Genomic DNA, 20,840 nt, shown 5'->3' with positions numbered 1-20,840 from the left:
GATGGCGGTGACGGGAAGGACGGCGGACCGCGGAGGGCCGGAGGGGGACGCGCCCTCCGGCACCGGTTCCGGGCCCGTGGAGGAGACGGAGGTGCTGATCGTCGGCGGCGGTCCCGTGGGGCTCGCGCTCGGGCTCGACCTGGCCTGGCGGGGCGTCCGCTTCGTGCTGGTGGAGGCCGGGGACGGCCGGGTCACCCATCCGAAGGTGTCGACCGTGGGGCCGAGGGCGATGGAGCTGTTCCGCCGCTGGGGCGTGGCGGACGCGATCCGGGGCGCGGGCTGGCCGCCGGATCACACCCTGGACGTGGCCTGGGTGACGGCGGTCGGCGGGCACGAGCTGCACCGGCTGCGGTTCGGCACCACCGCCGGACGGCGGCCGCCCGCGCACACGCCGGAGCCCGAGGCGATCTGCCCCCAGCACTGGCTCGTCCCGCTGCTGACCCGGCGGCTCGGCGTGCGGCCGGACGGCCCGGTGCGGCTCGGGACCCGGCTGACCGGGTTCGACCGGACGCCCGACGGGGTGCGTGCCTCCCTGACGGACGCGGCGGGGGTGCGGACGACGGTGCGCGCCCGGTACCTGGTGGGCTGCGACGGGGCGGCCTCGCCGGTGCGGAAGGCGTGCGGGATCGCGGCACCCGAGCGGCACGCCACCCGGACCCTGCGGAACGTCCTCTTCCGGGCGCCGGGCCTCGCGGCCCGGCTCGGGGGCCGGGCGGCCCTGGTCCACTTCGTGACCGAGCCGGGCGGACTGCGCTATCCGCTGCGGGCCGTGGACGGCCGGGACCTGTACCGGCTGACCTGTCCCCCGGGCCCGGCCGCGGCGCCTGCGGTGGTCCGCCGGGCGCTCGCCGTGGACGTGCCGGTGGAGATCCTGTCGGAGACCGAGTGGCACCTCACCCACCGCGTCGCCGCCCGCTACCGCGACGGCCGGGTGCTGCTCGCCGGCGACGCGGCGCACACCCTCTCCCCCTCCGGCGGCTTGGGACTCGCCACCGGGATCGGGGACGCGGCCGACCTCGGCTGGAAGCTCGCCGCCGAACTGGCGGGCTGGGCGGGGCCCGGCCTGCTCGACGCGTACGAGACCGAGCGGCGTCCGGTCGCCCTCGCCGGCCTGGAGGAGAGCCACCGCAACCTGCGCCGCACCCTGGACCGGAGCCTCGCGCCGGTGCTCCTGGAGGACTCGCCGCGCGGCGAGGAGGCCCGCGCGGAGCTGGGGCGGCGGATCGCCGCGTCCGACCCGCGCCGCGAGTTCGACGCGCCGGACGCCCACTTCGCCCACCGCTACCGGTCGCCGCTGATCGCCGGGGAGGACGCGGAGGACACGGGGGACACGGAGGCCGCGCCGCCCGCGCGCGACGGCCGTGACGAACCGGGCTGGCACCGTGCGGCCGTGCCCGGCGGGCGCGCCCCGCACGTGTGGCTGGGGCCCGGACGGTCCGCCCTGGACCTCTTCGGCCGCACGTTCACCCTGCTCCGCCCCGAAGCCGCCGCCGGGGAGGACGCGGAGGGACCGGTACGGGCGTTCGCCGACCGGGGGGTGCCGCTGGGGGTGCGGACCGCTCCGCCCGGCGACGAGGTGCGGCGGCGGTACGGGCACCCGTACGTACTGGTCCGCCCGGACGGTCACGTCGCCTGGCGCGGGCAGCACCCGCCCCCGGATCCCGGTGCGCTCGCCGACCTGGTGCGGGGCGCCGGGCCCGGCGCGGGCGGGACGCGGCGGGAAGGGAGCGGGTGATGGGCGCGGACGCCCTGCCGCCCTTCGGTCCCGGGCGGCTGGAGCTGGCCGATCCGTACCCGGTCTACCGCCGGTACCGCGAGCGGGACCCCGTGCACGCGGTGCGGCCGTCCGGCGGCGCGGCCGGGCCCACCACCTGGTACCTGTTCCGGTACGCGGAGGCGGCCCGGGTGCTGACGGAGCGTGCGTACCGGCGGCGGTCGCCGCTGACCGGGCGGGCGGCTCCGATACCGGAGGGGTACGAGACGCTGCGGCGGGTCGTCGAGAACTGGCTGGTCTTCCTCGACCCGCCCCGGCACGCCCGGCTGCGGGCCCGGGTGAGCCCGCCGCTCGGGACGGCGGCCGTCGCGGGGCTGCGGCCGGTCGTGCGGTCGATCGCCGAGGAGCTGGCCGGACCGCTCGCGCGGCGGCCCGTCGTCGATGTGGTGCGGGGGTTCGCGGCGCCGTTCCCGCTGCTCGTCATCGCGCGGGTGCTGGGGGTGGAGGGGCGGCTGTGGCCGTGGTTCAGGGAGCGGGCGCTGGCGCTCCAGGAGGCGGGCGGCACCCGGGGCGACCGTTCTCCGGCGGGGCTGGCGCGCGCCGACCGGGCGGCGGGAGAGCTGGAGCGGTACTTCACGGTCGAGCTGACGGCCCGGCGGGCCGCCGGCGGGGAGCCGCGCGACCTGATGGGGGCACTGGCGGAGGCCGCCCGCGAGGACCCCGCCCTGACGCCGGGCGTGCTCGCGTCGACCTGCGTCCATCTGCTGACGGCCGGGCACGAGACGACGACCGGGCTCCTCGGGAAGGCGGTGCTCGCGCTCCTCGCGCGGCCCGGGACCGGGGCGGAACTCCGCGCGGATCCGGGACTCCTGGCGGGCGCGGTCGACGAGTTCCTGCGCTTCGACCCGCCGGTGCAGATGGTGACCCGCTGGGCGTGGCGGGAGACGGAGCTGGGCGGGCGGCGGGTCCGGCGCGGGGACCGGGTGGTGGCGGTGCTCGGCTCGGCCCACCGCGACCCCGCGCGCTTCCGCGACCCGGACGTGCTGGACGTGCGCCGGGCCACCGGCCGGCACTGCGCCTTCGGCCTCGGCATCCACTACTGCGCGGGGGCGGCGCTCGCCCGTCTGGAGGCGGAGACGGGCCTCGGGGTGCTGCTGGACCGGCTCCCCCTGCTCCGGCCCGGGGCGCGCCCGCTCGTCGAGGTGGAGTACGCCCCGGACTGGGTCTTCCACGGGCCGTCCCGGCTGGTGCTCCGGGCCCGGGACGCACGGGCCGCGTGAGGAGGGGACGAGGAGGGGGAACGAGACGGAGACGGCACCCGGGAACGATCTCCCCCACCCTTCCGTTATACCCCCCACGGGTATGAAGAGGAGGAACGCATGACCACGACCAGCACCGCCGTCACCCGCCGCCTGCCGGCGCTCACCCCCGACCAGGCCCAGGGGCGGGCCCGCGAACTCCTCGGGGACATCGTCGAACGGCACGGCTCGGCGGGCGAGATGGTCTCCACGATGGCCAACTCGCCCGCCGTGATCGAGGGTTACCTGAGCCTGTCCCGGGCGATGAAGCGCGTGAAGATCCCCCGCGCGCTCAGCGAGAAGCTGTCGCTCGCCGTCCAGGAGTGGATCGGCTGCGGCACCTGCCGCGAGGCGCACGAGTCGGCGGGCCGGGCCGCCGGACTGACCGAGGCGGACGTCTCCCTGGCCCGCCAGGGCACCTCCACCGATCCGCGCGAGGCGGCGCTCATCGGACTCGCCCTCAAGGTCCTCGCCGAGCCGGGCGCGCTCGGCGACGCGGACGTCGCCGAGGTGCGGGCACACGGCTGGAGCGACCGGATCATCGCCGAGGTGGTGGGGGTGGTCAGCCTCAACCTGCTCACCGGTGCCTTCAACCTCCTCGCCGGCATCCAGCCGGACTCCGACGGGGAGACGGCGAAGCCCTAGGCGGGCGGCGGGAGTTCCTTCTCCATGAGGATGAAGGACTTGGCCGGCCCGCCCGGCTGCGGCTTGCCGTCCTTCCTGCCGACGGCGCGGTAGCCGGCGTCCCGGTAGTAGGCGGTGAGCTTCGGGTTGGTGGCCAGACAGTCCAGGCGCGCCCGGGTACGGCCGGCCCCGGCGACCCGGTCCTCGGCGGCGGCGAGCAGCAGCCGCCCGGTCCCGGGCGCGGCGGCGCGGTCCACCATGAGCCGGTGGACGTAGCCGGCGTCGGGCGGCCGCGGTCCCCAGGCGTCCTCGTCGTCCCACCACAGCTCCCAGGCGCCGGCGACGCGCCCGCCGCCCTCCGCGAGCCAGACCTCGCCGCGGGCCATGATCCGGCGGAAGTGGTCCTCGCCCAGCTCCCCGGGCCGCCACTGGCCGGTGATGCCCCGGTCGAGCATCCAGCGGGCGGCGTCGTCGCGGAGGCGGACGAGGGTGGCGAGGTCGGCCTCGCCGGCACGGCGGAGGCGGAGTCCGGTCATGCGGCCGATCCTCGCACGGCGTCGGCCCCCGGCGACGGGGCGAAGGAGACGGCGGCCGCCGGGACGGTGACCTCCGCGTCGGAGCCCAGGGCGTACGCGGCGACGCGGGAGACCACCGCGGCCGGGACGGCGTCGGCGACGCCGGGGACGGCCGGGCAGTCCTGGGTGGCGTGGGCGTCGTGCGGGACGACGACGCGGTAGCCGCGGTCGAGGGCGGTGCGGGCGGTGGCCTGGACGCACATCTCCGACATGACCCCGCACACGGCGACGGCCCGGGTGCCGTACCGGGCGAGCAGGTCGCCGAGGCCGGTGTCCCGGAAGCCGTCGTCGTGCGGCTTGCGGACGACGGCCTCGGTGGGACCGGGCCCGACGGGGTGGTGCAACTCCCAGCCGGGGGTGTGGGGTTCGTCCTCCCCGCCGGGCGGCCCGTCGTTCTGGAGGTGGACGACGAGCGCGCCGGCGGCACGGGCCCGGGCGATCAGCCCGGCGGTGCGGTCGACGAGCCGGGCGGCGTCGGGCACGGCGCCGTCGCCGGTGACGAAGGCCGACTGGACGTCGACGACGAGGAGCGTGTCCACCGGCGGGAGGGAGGACGGAGTCGGCGGAGGCGGAGGCGAAGGTGGAGGCGGCGTGATCATCCGGCCATCATCACGCGCCCGGCCCGGCCGCTCCACGGAGTTTCGGGGGAACGGCCGGCCCCTCCCGGCCCGGCCCCGCTCGATCCGGCCCTTCCCTTCCCGGCACCGCCCGGCCCGCCCCGCTCGGCCCCGGCCTCGTCCGGGCGTGGACCCGCGCGTGCGGCACGGACCGGATCGCGGGGCCTCAGACGGGGTGCTCCGCCCGGGCGCGGGGGCCGGAGGACGGCGGTGGCGCGGGCACCGCGGGAGAGGGCAGCGGACGCAGGGCCGGCTCGGGGCGCAGCAGGTCGTCGAGGCCGGTGAGGCGGACCAGGCGCAGGATCCACCGCTGGTCGCAGACGAGCTGGAAGTGCGCCCCGCGCCCGCGCGCGCTCCGGGCGCAGTGCGCGAGCAGCCCGAGGCCGGTGGCGTCGCAGAAGCCGAGCGCGCGGATGTCGAGGGCCAGGGCGTCGGCCTCGCGGACCAGGGCGTCGAGTTCGGGCCGCAGATGGCGGACGAGGACGAGGTCCAGTTCGCCGCGGAGGACGGCGACGGTCAGGGCGCCTGCCTTCCGGACGGAGAGGTGGGGGTCGTGACGGGGGATCAACTGCATCGGACGCTCCACAGGGTGGGTCCAAGTGTCACGACGAGCCTGGCCGCAGGGTGGGCGGGAGGGACGTTTCACCTCGGCCTCAGTCACCCCATCCAGTGAATGCGCGTCCAGGAGTTTGTCGCTCAGTCGTACGAGCGCGACCCGCCACCGACGTGCGAACGCCACCCGCCACCGACGTGCCGGCCCCACCCGGCGACGGCCCGCCGCCCTCCTCGCTCACGGAGGAGGCGGACGGCGGGCCGACACGGCGGTGTCAGGGGGCGGAAGGCGCCCCGAACCACCGCTCCAGCCCCTCCCGGAGCCCCGCCGGGTCGTCGCCGACCCAGACCACGTGCCCGTCCGGCCGCAGCAGCGCCGCCGGCACGTCGGGCTCGTCACCGGCACCGGTGACGAGCTCCACGCGGTCCTCCCAGCCCGTCACCGCGAGCGTCCCGGTGCGGTCCAGGAGGAGACCGCGCCCGGCGCGGGCCGCCTCGTACAGCCGGCCCTCCTTCAGCGGCACGTCCTTCAGGCGCCGGCCGAGGAGCGGGTGGCCCTCGCCGCAGTCGTAGCGGAGGTCGATCGCCGTGAGCTTCCCGATCAGGAAGCGGTTGACCTCGTCGAAGTCCATCAGCTCCGCGAGCAGCCGGCGCACCGCCCGCGCCCCCGGCTCCTCGGACATCAGCTCCATCTGCGCGCGGGTGTTGTCGAGCACGGCGGCGGCGACCGGATGGCGTTCGGAGTGGTACGTGTCGAGCAGGCCGTCCGGCGCCCAGCCGAGCACCTCCCCGGCCAGCTTCCAGCCGAGGTTGAAGGCGTCCTGCACCCCGAGGTTGAGGCCCTGCCCACCGGTCGGCGGGTGGATGTGGGCGGCGTCGCCCGCCAGCAGCACCCGGCCCTCGCGGTACCGCTCGGCCTGCCGGGTGCCGTCGCCGAAGCGGGACAGCCAGCGCGGCTCGCGCACCCCGAAGTCGGTGCCGCCCACGGCCGTCAGACGCTCCCTCAGTTCGTCGAGGGTCGGCGCGGACCGGTCGCCGGAGAGCCCGGCGGCGGGCACGACCACCCGGAACAGCCCGTCGCCGAGCGGCATCACGCCGTACCGCGACTGGGTCTTGCGGACCTCGGCCACCACCGGGACGACCTCCTCCCACGGGACCCCGATCCGCACCTCCGCGATCAGCGTCTCGTACCGCGCGGGCAGCCCCGGGAAGCCGATCCCGGTCAGGGCGCGCACGGTGCTGCGGCCGCCGTCGCAGCCGACCAGCCAGCGGGCGCGCAGCCGGGTGCCGTCGGCGAGCTCGGCCGTCACGCCCTCGCCGTCCTGGACGAGCCCGACGAGCTCCCGGCCGCGCCGGATCTCCACGCCCAGTTCGCGGGCGTGCTCGTCGAGGAGCTCCTCGGTGACGTTCTGCGGGATGCCGAGGACGTAGGAGTGGGCGGTGTCCAGTCCCTCGGGCCAGCTGGTGCCGAGTCCGGCGAAGAAACCGCCGACGCGGTACTGCTGCCCGCGGGCGAGGAAGCGGTCGAGGAGACCGCGCTGGTCCATCACCTCGATGCTGCGGACGTGGAGTCCGAGCGCGCGGCTGTGGCCGCTCGGCTCGGCCTCCTTCTCCAGGATCAGGGGCGTGAGGCCCCACAGCCTCAGCTCGGACGCGAGCGTGAGCCCGGTCGGCCCCCCGCCGATCACGAGGACATCGGCATCGAACATGGCGTTCCCCCATCTGTTTGCGCTGTTCAGCCGCCGATTCTCCGTCATTCCGGGGGCCTTGCCGCAAGGCCCCCCGTGCGCTATACGTTGAAGAGGGAGAGGGACCGCCGGATCACCGCTCAGCGCAGATCGAGCCGCATGAGGATCCGGGGGTGGCCGGCGAGCACCGAGGCGGTGTCCGCGGCCTTCACGAACCCGGCCCGTTCGAAGTTCTTCCGCAGCCCCGCGTACGCCATCATCATGTCCACGCGCGCCTCGCCGTTGTCGAGCGGGTACGCCTCCACCGCCGGCGCCCCGTGCGCGCGGGCGAACTCCACGGCGCCCTCGATCAGGGCGTGGCTGACGCCCCGCTTCCGGTGGCCCGGACGGACCCGCACGCACCAGAGCGACCAGACCGGCAGGTCGTCGACGTGGGGGATCTTCCGGCTGTGGGCGAAGGTCGTCTCCGAGCGCGGCGCCACGGCGGCCCAGCCCGCGGGCTCGTCGCCGTCGTAGGCGAGGACGCCCGGCGGGGGCTCCCGGTCGCACAGGCCGGCGACGTACGCGCCCCGCTCCGGACCGCGCAGCTCGTTGTTGAGCTTCGAGGGGATCCGGTAGCTCAGGCAGAAACACACGTTCGCGGTGGGCGACTTGGGGCCGATCACGGCACGGACGTCCTCGTAGACGGAGGCCGGGCGCACTTCGATGCTCATGGCCCCACCCTGGCACGGGCGCGGCGCGCCGGCAGGCCGTACGGCACGGTCCCACGGATCCGTCCCGCCCCCGGGACGCGCCGGGCCGATGACGGGCCCGACGCGGCCCGGCTGCTCCGTACGGGGGAGTCGCGACGGGGTCAGGTGCGCAGTTCGCGCGCCTCGAAACGGCCCTCGCCGAGGACCAGGACGAAGGTGACCTGCTGCCCCTCGGAGAGCGAGCGGACGCCGCCCTCGACGTCCTCCGCCCGGAAGAAGACGGGGTCCTCGGATCCGACGGGCAGCACGAACCCGTAGCCGGCGCGGCGGTTGAAGGACTGCACGAACCCGGTGGTGCGGTTGTCCACGGCGACCTCCCTCGCTCCGGGCGCTCACGGCGCCCCACCGGAGGTGTACCCCGTGCGGGCCGGCTCCGCCAGCCGGGCCCGGACCGGCGGCGGGTCAGAAGACGGAGAGGCCGGTGATGGTGGTGAAGCGGTCCAGGGCGACGACGCCGGCCACCGAGTTGCCCCGCTCGTCGAGGCCGGGGCTCCACACGCACAGGGTGCAGCGGCCGGGGACCACCGCGATGATCGCGCCGCCGACACCGCTCTTGCCGGGCAGCCCCACCCGGTAGGCGAAGTCGCCTGCGGCGTCATAGGTGCCGCAGGTGAGCATGACGGCGTTGATCTGCTTGGCCTGGCTGCGGGTCAGCAGCCGGCTGCCGTCGGAGCGGATGCCGTGCCGGGCCAGGAAGCCGGTGGCGACGGCGAGGTCGGCGCAGGACGCCTCGATCGAGCACTGCCGGAAGTACTCGCGCAGGAGGGTGGGGACGGGGGTGGCGATGTTGCCGTACGAGGCCATGAAGTGGGCGAGGGCGGCGTTGCGGTCGCCGTGCTCGGTCTCGGAGGCGGCCACGTCCCGGTCGAAGTCGAGGTCGTCGTTGCCGCTCTCGGCGCGCAGGAAGTCCCGCAGGCTGCCGGAGGCGTCGCCGGTGAGCCGGTGGAGCCGGTCGGTGACGACGAGGGCGCCCGCGTTGATGAACGGGTTGCGCGGGATGCCCTGCTCGTACTCCAGCTGCACCAGCGAGTTGAACGGGTTGCCGGACGGCTCGCGGCCCACGTGCCCCCACAGCGCGTCGCCCTCCTTGGCGAGGGCGAGCGCCAGGGTGAAGACCTTGGTGACGGACTGGGTGGAGAAGGGCTGCTGCCACTCCCCCACCCCGTACACGCTGCCGTCCACCTCCGCGACGGCCATCCCGAACCGGCGCGGGTCGGCCGCCGCGAGCGCCGGAATGTAGTCGGCCGGGCGGCCCCGGCCGGTCAGGCCCTCGATCTCCTCGGCGACGCGTTCGAGGACGGGCAGGAACGACTGCATCATGATCACATCATGCAGCCCGACGGCCGCTCCCGTCCGCCGGCCCGCGCCCCCAGCGCGCGCCCGGGGTTTCAGCCCGCGACGCGGGCCATCCACTCCTCCACCTCGGCGGAGGTGCGGGGCAGCCCGGCCGACAGGTTCTCGTGCCCCTCCTCCGTGACCAGCAGGTCGTCCTCGATGCGGACGCCGATGCCGCGCCACTCGGCGGGCACGGTCAGGTCGTCGGGCTGGAAGTAGAGGCCCGGCTCGACGGTCAGGACCATGCCCGGCACCAGGACCCCGTCGACGTACTCCTCGTTGCGCGCGGAGGCGCAGTCGTGCACGTCGAGACCGAGCATGTGGCCCGTTCCCGCCATGGTGAAGCGCCGCTGGAGGCCCAGCTCGTACGCGCGGTCCACCGGCCCCTCGATGAAGCCCCACTCCACCAGCTTCGCCGCCAGGTGCCGCTGGGCCGCCTCGTGGAAGGCGCGGTAGGGGGCGCCGGGCTTCACGGCGTCGAAGCCCGCCTGCTGCGCCTCGTACACGGCGTCGTACACCTGCCGCTGGAGGGGGGTGAAGGTGCCGCTGATGGGGAGGGTGCGGGTGACGTCGGCGGTGTAGAGGGAGTGGGTCTCCACGCCCGCGTCGAAGAGCAGCAGCTCGCCGGGACGGACCGGGCCGTCGTTCGAGGTCCAGTGCATGATCGTGGCGTGCTCGCCGGCGGCGCAGATGGAGCCGTAGCCGACCGAGTTGCCCTCCAGGCGGGCGCGGCGGAAGAAGGTGCCCTCGATCCACCGCTCGGAGGTGGCGACGGCGGTGGAGAGGTCGCCGACGGCGTCGGTGAAGCCGCGGACGGTGGAGTCGACGGCCTTGCGCAGCTCGCCGATCTCCCAGGCGTCCTTGACCAGGCGCAGCTCGCTGAGGACGTCCTCCAGCTCGGCGTCCCGCTCCTCGTCGGTGGTGACGGCCGCCTCCAGGGCGGCGTCGACGCCGCGGAGGACGCGGGTGGGCACGCCGGCGCCGGCGGCCAGGTGGCCGGTGAGGTCGCGGACGTCACGGCAGGCCAGCCCGAGGACGCGCTCGGCCTCGGCGAGGGAGAGCCGACGGCCCATCCACAGCTCGGCGGTGTAGCCGATCCAGAAGGTGTCGTCGTCGCGGCCGTCCCGGGGCAGGACGTAGCCGTAGGCGTCGTGGCCGCCGTCCTCGCGCGGCTCCATGACGAGGGCGCAGTCGCGGGCCTGGTCGCCGGTCATGTGGACGTAGGCGGAGTGGGGACGGAAGGGGTAGGTGTCGTCGTTCGACCGCACCTTGAGGTTGCCGGAGGGGATCACCAGGCGCTCGCCGGGGAACCGCGCGGAGAGCGCGGCGCGGCGGGCGGCGGCGTACGGCGCCTGCTCGGCCCGCTCCAGGTCGTGCCGCTCGGTGTCGGCCCAGCCGGTCCGCATCAGCGCGGACAGTTCCTCGGAGATGCCGCCGTACAGGCCGTTCTTGCGACCCTTCGCCACGTCGTGCTCCTTCGTCGAGAGTGCCTGCGGGAAACCGCCGGTCGTCGGCGGCTCACGGACCGTAGCCCGCCCGGGGACGCCGTGGGGCCGGATGGTGCCAGTGGCACGGATCGGACACCGGGCGGTCCGGAGCGGCCGGAGAATGGGTCCCATGGCGAACGCGAAACTGGGCGAGGCGCTGCGCCTCCTGGGCCTCGGCGAGACGGCCGCGCGTGTCTACCGCGCCCTCCTGGAGCGGGCTCCCGCGCCGCTGCCCGCGGTCGGCGCGGCGGCCGGGCTCGACGGGCCGGCGCTGGCGGAGGCGTACGGCGAGCTGGTCGACGCGGGGCTGGCGAGCCCGGTGGTCGACGGCGGCGGCACGGTGGCGCCGGTGCCTCCGGCGGCGGGCCTGGAGGTCCTGGGCCGGCACCGGGCGGCGGAGCTGGACGAGTCGCGGATCACGGTGGGCGGCGCCTTCGAGTCCTTCCGCCGCCGGCGGCTGGCCGCGCACGACGACGACCTGGTGGAGGTCGTGACCGGGGAGGCGATCGGGCCGCGCATGCGGCAGGCGTGGGCGAGCGCCCGGCAGCAGATCCGGCAGCTGGACTCGCCGCCGTACTTCCCGATCCCCGGCTCGACCGACGACGCGCTGGCCACCCTCGCCCGGGGGGTGACCCAGCGGGTGATCTACTCCCGGGCCTCGCTGGAGCAGCCGGGGCACCTGGAGGAGTCGATCGAGCCGGTGGTCGCGGCGGGCGAGCAGGCCCGGGTGCTGCCGTCCGTGCCGGTGAAGCTGGTGATCATCGACGACGCGTACGCGCTGGTCTCGCTGTCGATCCGGGAGGCCGACGTGCACAGCACGATGCTGGTGGTGCAGCCGTGCGGACTGCTCTCGGCGCTGGTGGCGCTCTTCGAGCAGTCCTGGCGGGACGCGCTGCCCTTCCACGGCCGCACCGCCCTCCCCGGCGGGCTCGCGCCGGCCGACCGGCGGCTGCTGTGGCTGCTGGCCGGCGGCGCGGCGGACGAGGTGATCGCCCGGGAGATCGGCGTCAGCCGCCGCACCCTCTTCCGCCGGATCCAGATCCTGATGGCCCGGCTGGGCGCGGCGAACCGTTTCCAGCTGGCGCTCCAGGCGCAGCGGCACGGCTGGCTCTGAGCCCGCCCCTCACCCCTCTGTCAGGTGCTTGCGCAGGAAGGTGTACATCAGGGCCTTGTTGCGGGCGGCCTGCGCGTTGTCGGTGGCGCCCGCGTGGCCGCCGCCGGTGTTCTCGTGGAGGAGCACCCGGTGGCCCAGCTCGCGCAGCCGCGCCGCCGCCTTGCGCGCGTGCCCGGGGTGGACCCGGTCGTCGCGGGTGGAGGTGGTGAGCAGCACGGGCGGGTAGGGGGCGTCGGCGGTGAGCCGGTGGTACGGCGAGAGCTCCCGCAGGTGCGGCAGGTCGGCCTCGTCGTCGGGGTCGCCGTACTCGGCGATCCAGGAGGCGCCGGCGAGCAGTTTGTGGAAGCGGACCATGTCGAGCAGCGGCACCTGGCAGACGATGGCGCCGAACAGTTCGGGGTAGCGGGTGAGCATGGCGCCCATGAGGAGGCCGCCGTTGCTGCCGCCGGCGGCGCCGAGCATGCCGGGCGTGGTGATGCCGCGGGCCACGAGGTCCCGGGCGACGGCGGCGAAGTCCTCGAAGGCCCGGTGCCGGTGGGCGCCGAGCGCGGCCTGGTGCCAGGCGGGGCCGTACTCGCCGCCGCCCCGGATGTTGGCGATGACGTAGGTGCCGCCGCCCTCCAGCCAGCCGCGGCCGGTGAGCGCCGCGTACGAAGGGGTGAGGGAGACCTCGAAGCCGCCGTAGCCGTAGAGCAGGGTGGGGCCGGGGCCTTCCGCGCGGTCGCCGGACCGGTCGGGGCCGATCACGAAGTAAGGGACGCGGGTGCCGTCGTCGGAGGTGGCGAAGGCCTGCTCGACGGCGAGCCCGGTGATGTCGAAGCGGGCCGGCGCCTGGCGCAGGATCTCGCTGTCGCCGCCGATGGTGCCGCGGGTGAGCGTGGACGGCTGGAGGAAACCGGAGACGTCGAGGAAGTACTCGTCGGAGACGTCCGGGTCGGTGTCGGTGACGCCGACGGCCGACAGCGGGGGCACGTCGGCGAGCGGGGCGCGCGACCAGCCGCCCTCCTCGCGCGGGGTCAGCACCTCGATGCGGGTGCTGACGTCCCGCATGGTCTCCAGGACCAGGTGGTGGCGGGTCCAGGAGTGCCCGGCGAGCGCGGTCCGCCCGTCGGGGGTGAAGAGGGCCTCGGCGGTGCGGTCGCCGGCCAGGAAGGCGTCGAAGCCGAAGGCGAGGAGCGAGCCCGCGGGGTGGCCGAGCCAGGGCGACTTGAGGGTGACGACCAGGTGCCCGCGGTGGGCGTAGACCTCGGCGTCCTCCGGGACCTCGATCCGCACCAGCCGGTCGTCGGCGGTGAGGAGGTGGGTCTCGCTGCGGAAGAAGTCGAGGGAGCGGCCGACGAAGTCGCGCTCGAAGCCGGGGGTGGCGTCGTGCCAGGCCCAGGCGGAGACGTCGGAGGGCTCGCCCTCGAAGACGGTGACGGCCTCGGCGAGCGGGGTGCCGCGCCGCCAGCGGCGGACCGTGCGCGGGTAGCCGGCGTCGGTGAGGGAGCCGGGGCCGTGGTCGGTGCCGACGAAGACGGTGTCCGCGTCGGCCCAGCCGATGCTGGTCTTGGCCTCGGGCAGGGTGAAGCCGTCCGCGACGAAGGCGCGGGAGGGCAGGTCGAACTCCCGGACCACGACGGCGTCGCCGCCGTCGCGGGAGAGGCTGACCAGCGCCCGCTCGTGGTCGGGCCGCCGGACCCGGGCGCCGGCCCACACCCACTTCTCGCCCTCGGCCTCGGCGAGCGCGTCCACGTCGAGCAGCGTCTCCCACTCCGGGGCGTCCTTGCGGTACTGCTCCAGGGTGGTGCGCCGCCACAGGCCCCGTACGTGCTCGGCGTCCTGCCAGAAGTTGTAGAGGTACGGGCCTCGGCGGGTGGTGTACGGGATGCGGTCGACGGCGTCGAGCACCTCGCGCAGGCGCTCCGCGAAGGCGTCGAAGCCGGGGCCGGAGGCGAGCTCGGCCTCCGTCTCGGCGTTCCGCTCGGCCACCCAGGCGAGGGCTTCCTCGCCGTCGACGTCTTCCAGCCACAGGTACGGGTCGTCATGGTTCACGCCGGACATTGTCCCCCGGCGCACGCCGGTGGTGACTCAGTCGGCGGTCAGCTTGTGCACCACCTTGCCGTCGGCGTCGACGGCGAGGTAGCCGGTGGCGTTGTAGTCGTTGGTGCGGTAGACGAGGAGGGTGGGGCGGTTGTCGTTGAAGGTCCAGCGGTGGACGATCAGGTACCGGGTGAGGGGCGCGTCGACCTTGAGCTCGCGGTCGGCGCGCTGCGCCAGGGCCGGCAGGTCGTCCCAGGGCATGCGGGACGGGTCGAAGGGCTGGTCGTCGGGGCGGGAGGCGAGGATGGTGCCTCCGGCGCCCTGCTTGCTGACCTCGCCGTCCCGGTACTGGTAGCGGTCGTAGGTCTTGGCCCCCTCCTTGGTGGGGATCTCGGCGATGGCGTACTCGTCGTAGACGAACACCTGCTTGATGGTGGAGACGCCGGTGGCCTCCCGGAAGGCGGCGAGGGCGGTGCGGACGCCGGCGGGGGTGAGGAGGGAGCCGGCGGCGGGGGCGGTGGTCGTGGGGCTCTCCTTGCCGGTGCCGGTGCCGGTGCCGGTCGTCCCCTCCGGTGCGGTGGTGCGGTCGGTGGTCCCGGTCCGCTTGCCGTCACCGGCGCCGGTGCTGGTGCCCGTGCCGAGGCCGGTGCCCCCTCCCTTGCCGCCGTCGCCGCCGCCGTTCGGAAGGAACTGGGCGATGCCGAGGGCCAGCAGGGCGGCGGCGAGGACCAGGCCGCCCGCGACGGTGGCGAGGCGCCTGCGCCGGGTGGGCGCGGGACGGCCGGGGTGGTCCTCGGCGGGCCGCCCGTAGGCGGGGTGGGCGTACGGGCGGGCCGGGGGCGGCGGGTAAGCGCCCGGGTCCGGCGGGCCGAAGCCCGGGGGTACGGCGTCGGCGACGGCACCGCCGGCGGCGGTCTGCGCCTCGGCGAGCAGCCGGTCGAGGAGCGCGCCGTCCGGCCGGAGGGCCGGGTCGCGGACGAGGAGCCGGGTGAGGACGGGGGCGAGGGCGCCTGAGCGGACCGGCGCCGGGATCGGGTCGTCGAGGACGGCGACGACGGTGGCGAGGCTGGTGGCGCGGCGCAGCGGATGGTGGCCCTCGGTGGCCACGTACAGGAGCATGCCGAGGGACCACAGGTCGGAGGCCGGGTTGCCCTCCTCGCCGCGGACCCGCTCGGGGGCGATGAACTCGGCGGAGCCGATGAGGTCGCCGGAGGCGGTGAGCCGGGAGGTGGACTCGTCGAAGACGGCGATGCCGAAGTCGGTGAGCACGGCGCCGCCTTCGGCGCGCAGCAGGACGTTGGCGGGCTTGACGTCACGGTGCTGGATGCCGGCCGCGTGTGCGGCGCGCAGCGCGCCGAGGACCTGCCGGCCGAGGGCGATCGCCTCGGGGACGGGCATCGGCCCGGCGGCGAGCCGGTCGGCGACCGAGTTCCCCTCGACGAGTTCCATGACGATCCAGGGGGCCGAGCCGTCGGCGGGCTCGACGATGTGGTGGACGGTCACGACGTGCGGGTGGGAGAGCCGGGCGAGGGCCCGGGCCTCGCGGACGGCCCGGGCCCGCATCTGGGCGGTGAGGCCGGGATTCGCCTCCTCGACGGCCGGGTCCGGAGGGCGGACCTCCTTGAGGGCCACGTCCCGGTCGAGGGCGATGTCGCGGGCCCGCCACACGGTGCCCATGCCGCCGCTTCCGAGCCGGGAGACCAGCCGGAACCGTCCGTCGACGAGGGGTCTGCCGTCGTCGTCATTCGTGCTCATGAGCGATCATCGTAGGGGTCCCCGGTGACAGCCGGGGTCCGGGCGGCCGGACCGCCCGGACCGGCGGGGTCAGGCCTTCATCTCGTACGCGCCGGAGAGGGCCTCGACGCGGGCCCAGACGCGGGCGGTGCGGGCCTCGTCGACGACGGGGCGGCGGACCGCTCCGAGCGCCCAGGCCTGCTGCGCCCCGGTGGCGGAGTCCTTGCCGTGGAGCTCGACCGCGTAGCCGGAGAAGTCCCGGACGAGGACGGCGAAGAGCTCGTCGAGGACGTCCTCGTCGAGTCCGGTGAGGGCGGCCTGTTCCAGGACGAGCTGGGCGTGGACGACGAGCGCGAAGAGCTGGCCGACGGCGAGGAGCAGGTCGAGGTCGCGGCTCTGGGCCTCGTCCGGGGCAGCGGTGCGGACGAAGTCGCAGAGGGCGTCGGCCTGTTCGCGGAGGCGGGCGACGTTCGGCAGACGGTCGTACGCGTCGAAGGCGGGGCGCCAGTCGTGGAAGCGGACGGAGCCGAGGCCGCGGGCGGGGCCCTGGCGGAAGAGGAAGGCGTCGTCGGCGGCGTCGAGGCGGGTGGGGACGGCCGGGTGGTCGACCGGGTCCAGGAGGTGGTTGCGGAGGAACTTGAGGATCAGGGCGAGGTTGACGTGGACCGTGCCCTCCAGCTTGGGCAGGCCGCGGATCTCGACGGCCGCCTGGGCGAAGTAGTTGTCCTTCTCGAAGCCCTTGGCGGCGATGACGTCCCACATGAGGTCGATGACCTTCTCGCCCTCGGTGGTCACCTTCATCTTCGTCATGGGGTTGAAGAGGAGGTAGCGGCGGTCGTCGGGTCCGGCGGTGCGGAAGTAGTCGACGGCGCGGTCACTGAAGAGCTTCATGCCGGCCAGCCGGACGTAGGCGTCGGTGAGTTCGCGGCGCACGTGCGGGAAGGCGGTGACCGGGCGGCCGTAGAGGATCCGGTTCTGGGCGTGGGTGACGGCCTCGTACATCGCGTGCTCGCAGATGCCGATGGAGGCGGTGCAGAGGTTGAACTTGCCGACGTTGACGGTGTTGAGGGCGGCGTCGAAGGCGGCACGGCCGGTGTGCAGGACGTCGGCGGCGGTGACCGGGTAGTCCTCCAGGCGGAACTCGCTGACGAACTTCGAGGAGTCGACGACGTTCTTGACCAGGCGGTAGGCCGGGTGGCGGCTGTCGGCGGCGAAGAAGACGTAGCCGTCGGGGCCCTCGACGTCGGTGCGGCGGCCGAAGACGGAGACCAGGCCGGCGGCGTTGCCGTTGCCGATGTAGTACTTGGAGCCGGTGGCGCGGAAGCCGCCCTCGCCGTCGGGGGTGAGCAGCATGTCGGTGGAGTAGATGTCGGCGCCGTGCGCCTTCTCCGAGAGGCCGAAGGCGAACACCTCGCCCTGGTCGAGGAGTTCGGCGGCACGGGCGCGGGCGGCGGCGTTGTCGCTCTGCCAGACCGGGCCGAGGCCGAGGATGGTGACCTGCCAGGCGTACCAGTAGTCGAGCCCGTAGAAGCCGAGGATCTCGTTGAGGGCGGCGATGCGGGCGGTGTCCCAGCGCTTGTCGCCCCGCCCCTCGCCGGCCTCGGTGGCGGGGGTGAGGAAGGTGGCGAAGAGTCCTTCCTTCGCGGCGAAGGCCAGGAAGTCTCCGAGCCAGGCGCGGGTGCGGTAGTCCTCGATGATCCGGCGCTTGCCGCGCTCCTCGAACCAGTCGACCGTGGCGCGCAGCAGCCTGCGGGTCTCGGGGTCGAAGTGCGCGGGGTCGTAGGTGCGGGGGTTGAACAGCAGGGCGTCGGCCATGGGGTAACCGCCTTGGAGGGTGAGGGTGGAAGTGAGGGTGGTGGGTGGGGCCTGCCGCAGGGCGTTCAGAACCTGCGCAGGGTGGCGAGGACGTCGTCGAGCCAGGCGATCATCATCCGCTCGTACGCGATGCCGCCGCGCAGCACGACGTGCTGGAGCTCGCGCTCGGCGTCGGGCGGGGCGCCGTCCGCCGGGGTGCCGTCCGCCGGCGCCGGGGGGAAGTCCCGCTCCTCGCCGGCCAGGTAGTGGGCGAGGCGGTCGCCGTGCGCCCGCCGGTGCCGCTCGACCTCGCGGACGAGGCCGGCCGGGTCGTCGAAGGCGGCTCCCCGGATCTTCACGGCGAGGTCGTGGCGGACGCTCTCGGGCTCGATCGGCTCGTGCAGCCAGGAGCTGAGCGCCGCGTGCCCGAGGTCGGCGACGGAGTACTCCTTCTTGTCCGGCCGCCCGTGCTGGGTCACCTCCCGGGAGGTGACCCAGCCGTCGTTCTCCATGCGTTTGAGCACGCGGTAGATCTGCTGGTGGGTGGCGGTCCAGAAGTAGCCGATGGACCGCTCGAAGCGCCGGGCCAGTTCGTATCCGGACCCGGGCCGCTCCAGCAGGGACACGAGGATCGCGTGTTCGAGCGCCATGCCCCGATCTTTCTATGCAACTGGTTGCATAGCAAGGCGACCGCCCTCCGATGAGACGCGCCTCACGGCGGCGGAGGCGACCCCGGGCGGGCCGGCCGCCCTCCCGCGGCGCGAAGACCCGGCCGGTGGGGGCCGGAGCCGGGCCGGGCCGAAGTCGCCCCGGCCGACGACCACGTCGAGATCGACGCGGACGCGCACGCCGACCGGTACGCACGGGCGCATTGCATTCAAGGCCAGCTCCATTGCAACGATCTCCCCCTATTGACCAGCAGGGACAGCCCAGCTGCCATCCCATTGCGTTGCCGAATATAGAAACGCAATGTAGCGTCGCAGGCGTTCGGCGGTTCACCGACATCCACGGACGGGGAGATCACCATGGGCATGACCAAGGAAGGCTTTTCCGAGGCGGGGCTGCGGCGGGTGCGCGAGGTGCTCGCGCGCCACGTCGAGTCGGGCAGGATCCCGGGGCTCGTCGCCCTGATCGGGCGGGGCGACGCGACGCACGTCGAGGCGCTCGGGACGATGCGCCACGACGGCGGCGCGCCGATGGCCCGGGACACCGTCTTCCGGATGGCGTCGACGTCGAAGCCCGTCACGGTGGCGGCGGCGATGATCCTCCTCGACGAGTGCCGGCTCCGGCTGGACGACCCGGTCGACCCCTGGCTTCCCGAACTCGCCGGCCGACAGGTGCTGAAGCGCGTCGACGGCCCGCTGGACGAGACCGTGCCGGCCCGTCGGCCGATCACCGTCAGGGACGTGCTGACCTCGACCTTCGGCCTCGGCATGGACCTGACGTCCCTGGGCACGCCGATCATGAACGCGGTCTTCGAGCAGGGACTCACGCCCAACCTGCCCGTGCCGATGCCCGAGCCGGACGAGTGGATGCGCCGCCTCGGCGCGCTGCCGCTGATGCACCAGCCGGGCGAGCGCTGGCAGTACCACATCAGCAGCGACCTGCTCGGCGTCCTCGTCGCCCGCGTCTCCGGCCGGTCCTTCGAGACCTTCCTCCGCGAGCGCCTCTTCGAGCCGCTGGGCATGAAGGACACCGGCTTCCACGTCCCCGCCGACCGGATCCACCGGCTGCCCCCGCTGTACGCCCCCGACCCGGCGACCGGCGAGTTCCACGTCTGGGACGAGGCCGAGGGCGGCCGGCACAGCGCGCCGCCCGCCTTCCAGGGCGGTGGCGGCGGCCTGAACTCCACCGCCGACGACTACCACGCCTACTTCCGCATGCTGCTCGCCGGCGGCCTGCACGGCACCGAGCGCATCCTCTCCCGCCCCGCCGTGGAGCTGATGACCACCAACCGGCTCACCCCCGAACAGCAGGCCGCCCGCCACAAGCTGGCCACCGACAACGTCCACGTCTCCTTCGGCCAGGGCCAGCACGGCGGCTGGGGCTTCGGCATGGCCGTCCGCACCCACCGCGGCGACTACGCCCCCGTCGGCCAGTTCGGCTGGGACGGCGGGAGCGGCACCTCGACGTACGCGGACCCGGTGAACGGCCTCACCGGCATACTCCTCACCCAGACCGGCACCTCCGTCCCGGCCCCCGCCCACCTCTTCCACGACTTCTGGACGACCCTCTACCAGGCCCTGGACGACTGAGCCGGAGGACGGCCGGCCCGGCTCGCCGCTCAGCGGCCGATGTCGTGCACCCTCGGCGCGGGCGCGGGACGGACGCGGGACAGCCTCGCGGCCGTCCCGCGCGCCGTCTCGAAGGCGATGACCGGGTCGCCGCCCTTCCGCCAGGGCCCGGCCCCGCACCACGGACCGATCAGCCGGAACTGGTCCAGGGCGGGCCCGTACATCATGGACCGGAGCATGGCGTCCGCCAGCTGGTGCCGGAGGCCCGGCAGGAGCTCGTGGTCGGGGTCCATCCGCTCGAAGGAGGCGGCGACCCGCTTCAGCACCCGCCTGCCCATCGGCCCCGCGGGCAGCGTGAAGGCGGTACGTTCCCGCAGTTCGCCCACGGCGTGCAGGTAGATCCCGGCCAGCGGGCTGCCGGGCGGGGCCTTGCGAACCGCGCGCCGGGCGAAGCCCATCATCTGCTGATCGCTGCCGAACCACTTGGCGCACCAGTACTGGAGCGCCTGCCCGTGGCCCTCGTAGTGGTACGGCGCCCGCGCCGCGAGTTCGTCCCAGAGCGCCGCGAACTCCCGGGGGTTGTACTGCGCTCCGCGCGCCGCCGTGATCATGACGACCCACGGTCCCGGGTTCGCGGGCTCCAGCAGCGAGGCCTTGCGCGCCTCCTCGATCGCGGCCGGGAGCAGCGCCCGGAAGCGGTTCATGTCGTAGCCCAGGACCTCGTGGGCGTAGCCACTGCCCCGGATCGCCCAGGCGCGGTGCACCAGGAGGCTCGCGTACAGGGTGCGGGCGTCGCAGTCCCCGGGCTCGGCGGCCCGCCAGGCGTCGAGCCAGGAGTCGTCCTCCTGGGCGACGTGCTGCAGCACCTCGATCCGGGTCCAGCGCTCGTCCCAGTCCTCCCCCGCCGCGCGTACGTACCGGGCGGCCGGCTCCCAGTCCCCGCGCCACGCCGCGTCGGCGACGGCCTGCCGCTCCCGCGCCCGGTGGGCCGGCGCCGGCGGTCCGGCCCGACGCGGATCGAGCGCCTCGCGGGGCGACAGCCCGTAATCGGAGGCGACGAACCGCTCGACGGCCCAGGCCGCGGCACGCCGGGGCACGACGAAGAGCCGGTGAAGAGCGACGAGGAGCACGCCGAGCACGACGGCGAGAAAGAGAGTCACGGCAGGAAATCCTCCCGGAATCGATCACTCCGTGCAATGGGCATAAAAAATGCCTCAACCCCCGGACGGTGTCCGGGGGTTGAGGCTAAAAATTGTTCGGCGGCGTCCTACTCTCCCACAGGGTCCCCCCTGCAGTACCA

General features: G+C 74.8%; 18 protein-coding genes. 5 read left to right on the top strand and 13 right to left on the bottom strand.

What is annotated here, in order from left to right:
* Nucleotide 1 precedes the first annotated feature (1 nt).
* From ACF1ED_RS34050 to ACF1ED_RS34040, 3 genes are all read left to right on the top strand, one after another.
* Entirely contained in the window at nt 2-1,735 is a 1,734-nt protein-coding gene (locus tag ACF1ED_RS34050; protein ID WP_391767218.1) for an FAD-dependent monooxygenase, read from the top strand.
* Nucleotides 1,735-2,994, top strand: coding sequence for a cytochrome P450 (locus tag ACF1ED_RS34045; RefSeq protein WP_391767217.1), 1,260 nt, complete (start codon nt 1,735-1,737; stop codon nt 2,992-2,994). The genes ACF1ED_RS34050 and ACF1ED_RS34045 overlap by 1 nt, the downstream gene beginning before the upstream one ends.
* Nucleotides 2,995-3,093: 99 nt before the next feature.
* Nucleotides 3,094-3,657 (top strand): carboxymuconolactone decarboxylase family protein, encoded by a 564-nt coding sequence (locus tag ACF1ED_RS34040; RefSeq protein ID WP_391767216.1) that lies wholly within the window; start codon nt 3,094-3,096, stop codon nt 3,655-3,657.
* On the opposite strand, the gene ACF1ED_RS34035 is transcribed toward ACF1ED_RS34040, so the two are convergent.
* The 8 genes from ACF1ED_RS34035 to ACF1ED_RS34000 all read right to left on the bottom strand — a co-directional run bounded on the left by ACF1ED_RS34035 (nt 3,654) and on the right by ACF1ED_RS34000 (nt 10,621).
* Nucleotides 3,654-4,172 carry a GNAT family N-acetyltransferase gene (locus ACF1ED_RS34035; protein ID WP_391767215.1) on the bottom strand — a complete coding sequence of 173 codons (519 nt, stop codon included), beginning with the start codon at nt 4,170-4,172 and terminating at the stop codon, nt 3,654-3,656. The two genes, ACF1ED_RS34040 and ACF1ED_RS34035, sit on opposite strands and share 4 nt — an antisense overlap.
* Nucleotides 4,169-4,810, bottom strand: a complete 642-nt coding sequence (locus ACF1ED_RS34030; protein ID WP_391767213.1) for an isochorismatase family protein — start codon at nt 4,808-4,810, stop codon at nt 4,169-4,171. The genes ACF1ED_RS34035 and ACF1ED_RS34030 overlap by 4 nt, the downstream gene beginning before the upstream one ends.
* 184 nt (nt 4,811-4,994) lie before the next feature.
* On the bottom strand, nt 4,995-5,402 hold the full coding sequence (locus ACF1ED_RS34025) for an STAS domain-containing protein (protein WP_391767211.1): 408 nt from the start codon (nt 5,400-5,402) through the stop codon (nt 4,995-4,997).
* Between the two features lie 253 nt (nt 5,403-5,655).
* On the bottom strand, nt 5,656-7,089 hold the full coding sequence (gene rox, locus ACF1ED_RS34020) for a rifampin monooxygenase (protein ID WP_391767210.1): 1,434 nt from the start codon (nt 7,087-7,089) through the stop codon (nt 5,656-5,658).
* Between the two features lie 119 nt (nt 7,090-7,208).
* Nucleotides 7,209-7,781, bottom strand: a complete 573-nt coding sequence (locus tag ACF1ED_RS34015) for a GNAT family N-acetyltransferase (protein ID WP_391767208.1) — start codon at nt 7,779-7,781, stop codon at nt 7,209-7,211.
* A 140-nt stretch (nt 7,782-7,921) separates the two neighbouring features.
* On the bottom strand, nt 7,922-8,128 hold the full coding sequence (locus ACF1ED_RS34010) for a cold-shock protein (protein WP_391767206.1): 207 nt from the start codon (nt 8,126-8,128) through the stop codon (nt 7,922-7,924).
* 94 nt (nt 8,129-8,222) lie between these two features.
* Nucleotides 8,223-9,140: a glutaminase gene (locus ACF1ED_RS34005; RefSeq protein WP_391767204.1), complete on the bottom strand. Its 918-nt coding sequence runs from the start codon at nt 9,138-9,140 to the stop codon at nt 8,223-8,225.
* A 68-nt stretch (nt 9,141-9,208) separates the two neighbouring features.
* Nucleotides 9,209-10,621, bottom strand: coding sequence for an aminopeptidase P family protein (locus ACF1ED_RS34000; RefSeq protein WP_391767202.1), 1,413 nt, complete (start codon nt 10,619-10,621; stop codon nt 9,209-9,211).
* A 151-nt stretch (nt 10,622-10,772) separates the two neighbouring features.
* Between ACF1ED_RS34000 and ACF1ED_RS33995 the strand changes: the two genes are divergently transcribed.
* Nucleotides 10,773-11,756, top strand: coding sequence for a LuxR family transcriptional regulator (locus ACF1ED_RS33995; protein ID WP_391767200.1), 984 nt, complete (start codon nt 10,773-10,775; stop codon nt 11,754-11,756).
* Between the two features lie 9 nt (nt 11,757-11,765).
* On the opposite strand, the gene ACF1ED_RS33990 is transcribed toward ACF1ED_RS33995, so the two are convergent.
* The 4 genes from ACF1ED_RS33990 to ACF1ED_RS33975 all read right to left on the bottom strand — a co-directional run bounded on the left by ACF1ED_RS33990 (nt 11,766) and on the right by ACF1ED_RS33975 (nt 17,956).
* On the bottom strand, nt 11,766-13,799 hold the full coding sequence (locus ACF1ED_RS33990) for a prolyl oligopeptidase family protein (RefSeq protein WP_391767198.1): 2,034 nt from the start codon (nt 13,797-13,799) through the stop codon (nt 11,766-11,768).
* A 27-nt stretch (nt 13,800-13,826) separates the two neighbouring features.
* On the bottom strand, nt 13,827-15,533 hold the full coding sequence (locus ACF1ED_RS33985; RefSeq protein ID WP_391767196.1) for a serine/threonine-protein kinase: 1,707 nt from the start codon (nt 15,531-15,533) through the stop codon (nt 13,827-13,829).
* 69 nt (nt 15,534-15,602) lie between these two features.
* A complete protein-coding gene (locus ACF1ED_RS33980; protein ID WP_391767194.1) occupies nt 15,603-17,327 on the bottom strand; it encodes an acyl-CoA dehydrogenase family protein in 1,725 nt (574 codons plus the stop codon).
* A gap of 65 nt (nt 17,328-17,392) precedes the next feature.
* Nucleotides 17,393-17,956: a PadR family transcriptional regulator gene (locus ACF1ED_RS33975; RefSeq protein WP_391767192.1), complete on the bottom strand. Its 564-nt coding sequence runs from the start codon at nt 17,954-17,956 to the stop codon at nt 17,393-17,395.
* 375 nt (nt 17,957-18,331) lie between these two features.
* Between ACF1ED_RS33975 and ACF1ED_RS33970 the strand changes: the two genes are divergently transcribed.
* Nucleotides 18,332-19,561, top strand: a complete 1,230-nt coding sequence (locus tag ACF1ED_RS33970; RefSeq protein ID WP_391767190.1) for a serine hydrolase domain-containing protein — start codon at nt 18,332-18,334, stop codon at nt 19,559-19,561.
* Between the two features lie 29 nt (nt 19,562-19,590).
* On the opposite strand, the gene ACF1ED_RS33965 is transcribed toward ACF1ED_RS33970, so the two are convergent.
* Nucleotides 19,591-20,700 carry a hypothetical protein gene (locus ACF1ED_RS33965; RefSeq protein WP_391767188.1) on the bottom strand — a complete coding sequence of 370 codons (1,110 nt, stop codon included), beginning with the start codon at nt 20,698-20,700 and terminating at the stop codon, nt 19,591-19,593.
* Between the last annotated feature and the right edge of the window lie 140 nt (nt 20,701-20,840).

The sequence above is a fragment of the Streptomyces sp. NPDC014656 genome (genome assembly GCF_043084305.1).
In the GTDB taxonomy this organism is placed as follows: domain Bacteria; phylum Actinomycetota; class Actinomycetes; order Streptomycetales; family Streptomycetaceae; genus Streptomyces.
Note: the sequence above shows the minus strand (reverse complement) of the source record. Positions and strands in the feature narration are given on the sequence as shown.

Coding starts and splice junctions, on each gene's coding strand:
- ACF1ED_RS34050 (WP_391767218.1), top strand. CDS start 2: ATGGCGGTGACGGGAAGGACGGCGGACCGCGGAGGGCCGGAGGGGGAC.
- ACF1ED_RS34045 (WP_391767217.1), top strand. CDS start 1,735: ATGGGCGCGGACGCCCTGCCGCCCTTCGGTCCCGGGCGGCTGGAGCTG.
- ACF1ED_RS34040 (WP_391767216.1), top strand. CDS start 3,094: ATGACCACGACCAGCACCGCCGTCACCCGCCGCCTGCCGGCGCTCACC.
- ACF1ED_RS34035 (WP_391767215.1), bottom strand. CDS start 4,172: ATGACCGGACTCCGCCTCCGCCGTGCCGGCGAGGCCGACCTCGCCACC.
- ACF1ED_RS34030 (WP_391767213.1), bottom strand. CDS start 4,810: ATGATCACGCCGCCTCCACCTTCGCCTCCGCCTCCGCCGACTCCGTCC.
- ACF1ED_RS34025 (WP_391767211.1), bottom strand. CDS start 5,402: ATGCAGTTGATCCCCCGTCACGACCCCCACCTCTCCGTCCGGAAGGCA.
- rox (WP_391767210.1), bottom strand. CDS start 7,089: ATGTTCGATGCCGATGTCCTCGTGATCGGCGGGGGGCCGACCGGGCTC.
- ACF1ED_RS34015 (WP_391767208.1), bottom strand. CDS start 7,781: ATGAGCATCGAAGTGCGCCCGGCCTCCGTCTACGAGGACGTCCGTGCC.
- ACF1ED_RS34005 (WP_391767204.1), bottom strand. CDS start 9,140: ATGATGCAGTCGTTCCTGCCCGTCCTCGAACGCGTCGCCGAGGAGATC.
- ACF1ED_RS33995 (WP_391767200.1), top strand. CDS start 10,773: ATGGCGAACGCGAAACTGGGCGAGGCGCTGCGCCTCCTGGGCCTCGGC.
- ACF1ED_RS33990 (WP_391767198.1), bottom strand. CDS start 13,799: ATGTCCGGCGTGAACCATGACGACCCGTACCTGTGGCTGGAAGACGTC.
- ACF1ED_RS33985 (WP_391767196.1), bottom strand. CDS start 15,533: ATGAGCACGAATGACGACGACGGCAGACCCCTCGTCGACGGACGGTTC.
- ACF1ED_RS33980 (WP_391767194.1), bottom strand. CDS start 17,327: ATGGCCGACGCCCTGCTGTTCAACCCCCGCACCTACGACCCCGCGCAC.
- ACF1ED_RS33975 (WP_391767192.1), bottom strand. CDS start 17,956: ATGGCGCTCGAACACGCGATCCTCGTGTCCCTGCTGGAGCGGCCCGGG.
- ACF1ED_RS33970 (WP_391767190.1), top strand. CDS start 18,332: ATGGGCATGACCAAGGAAGGCTTTTCCGAGGCGGGGCTGCGGCGGGTG.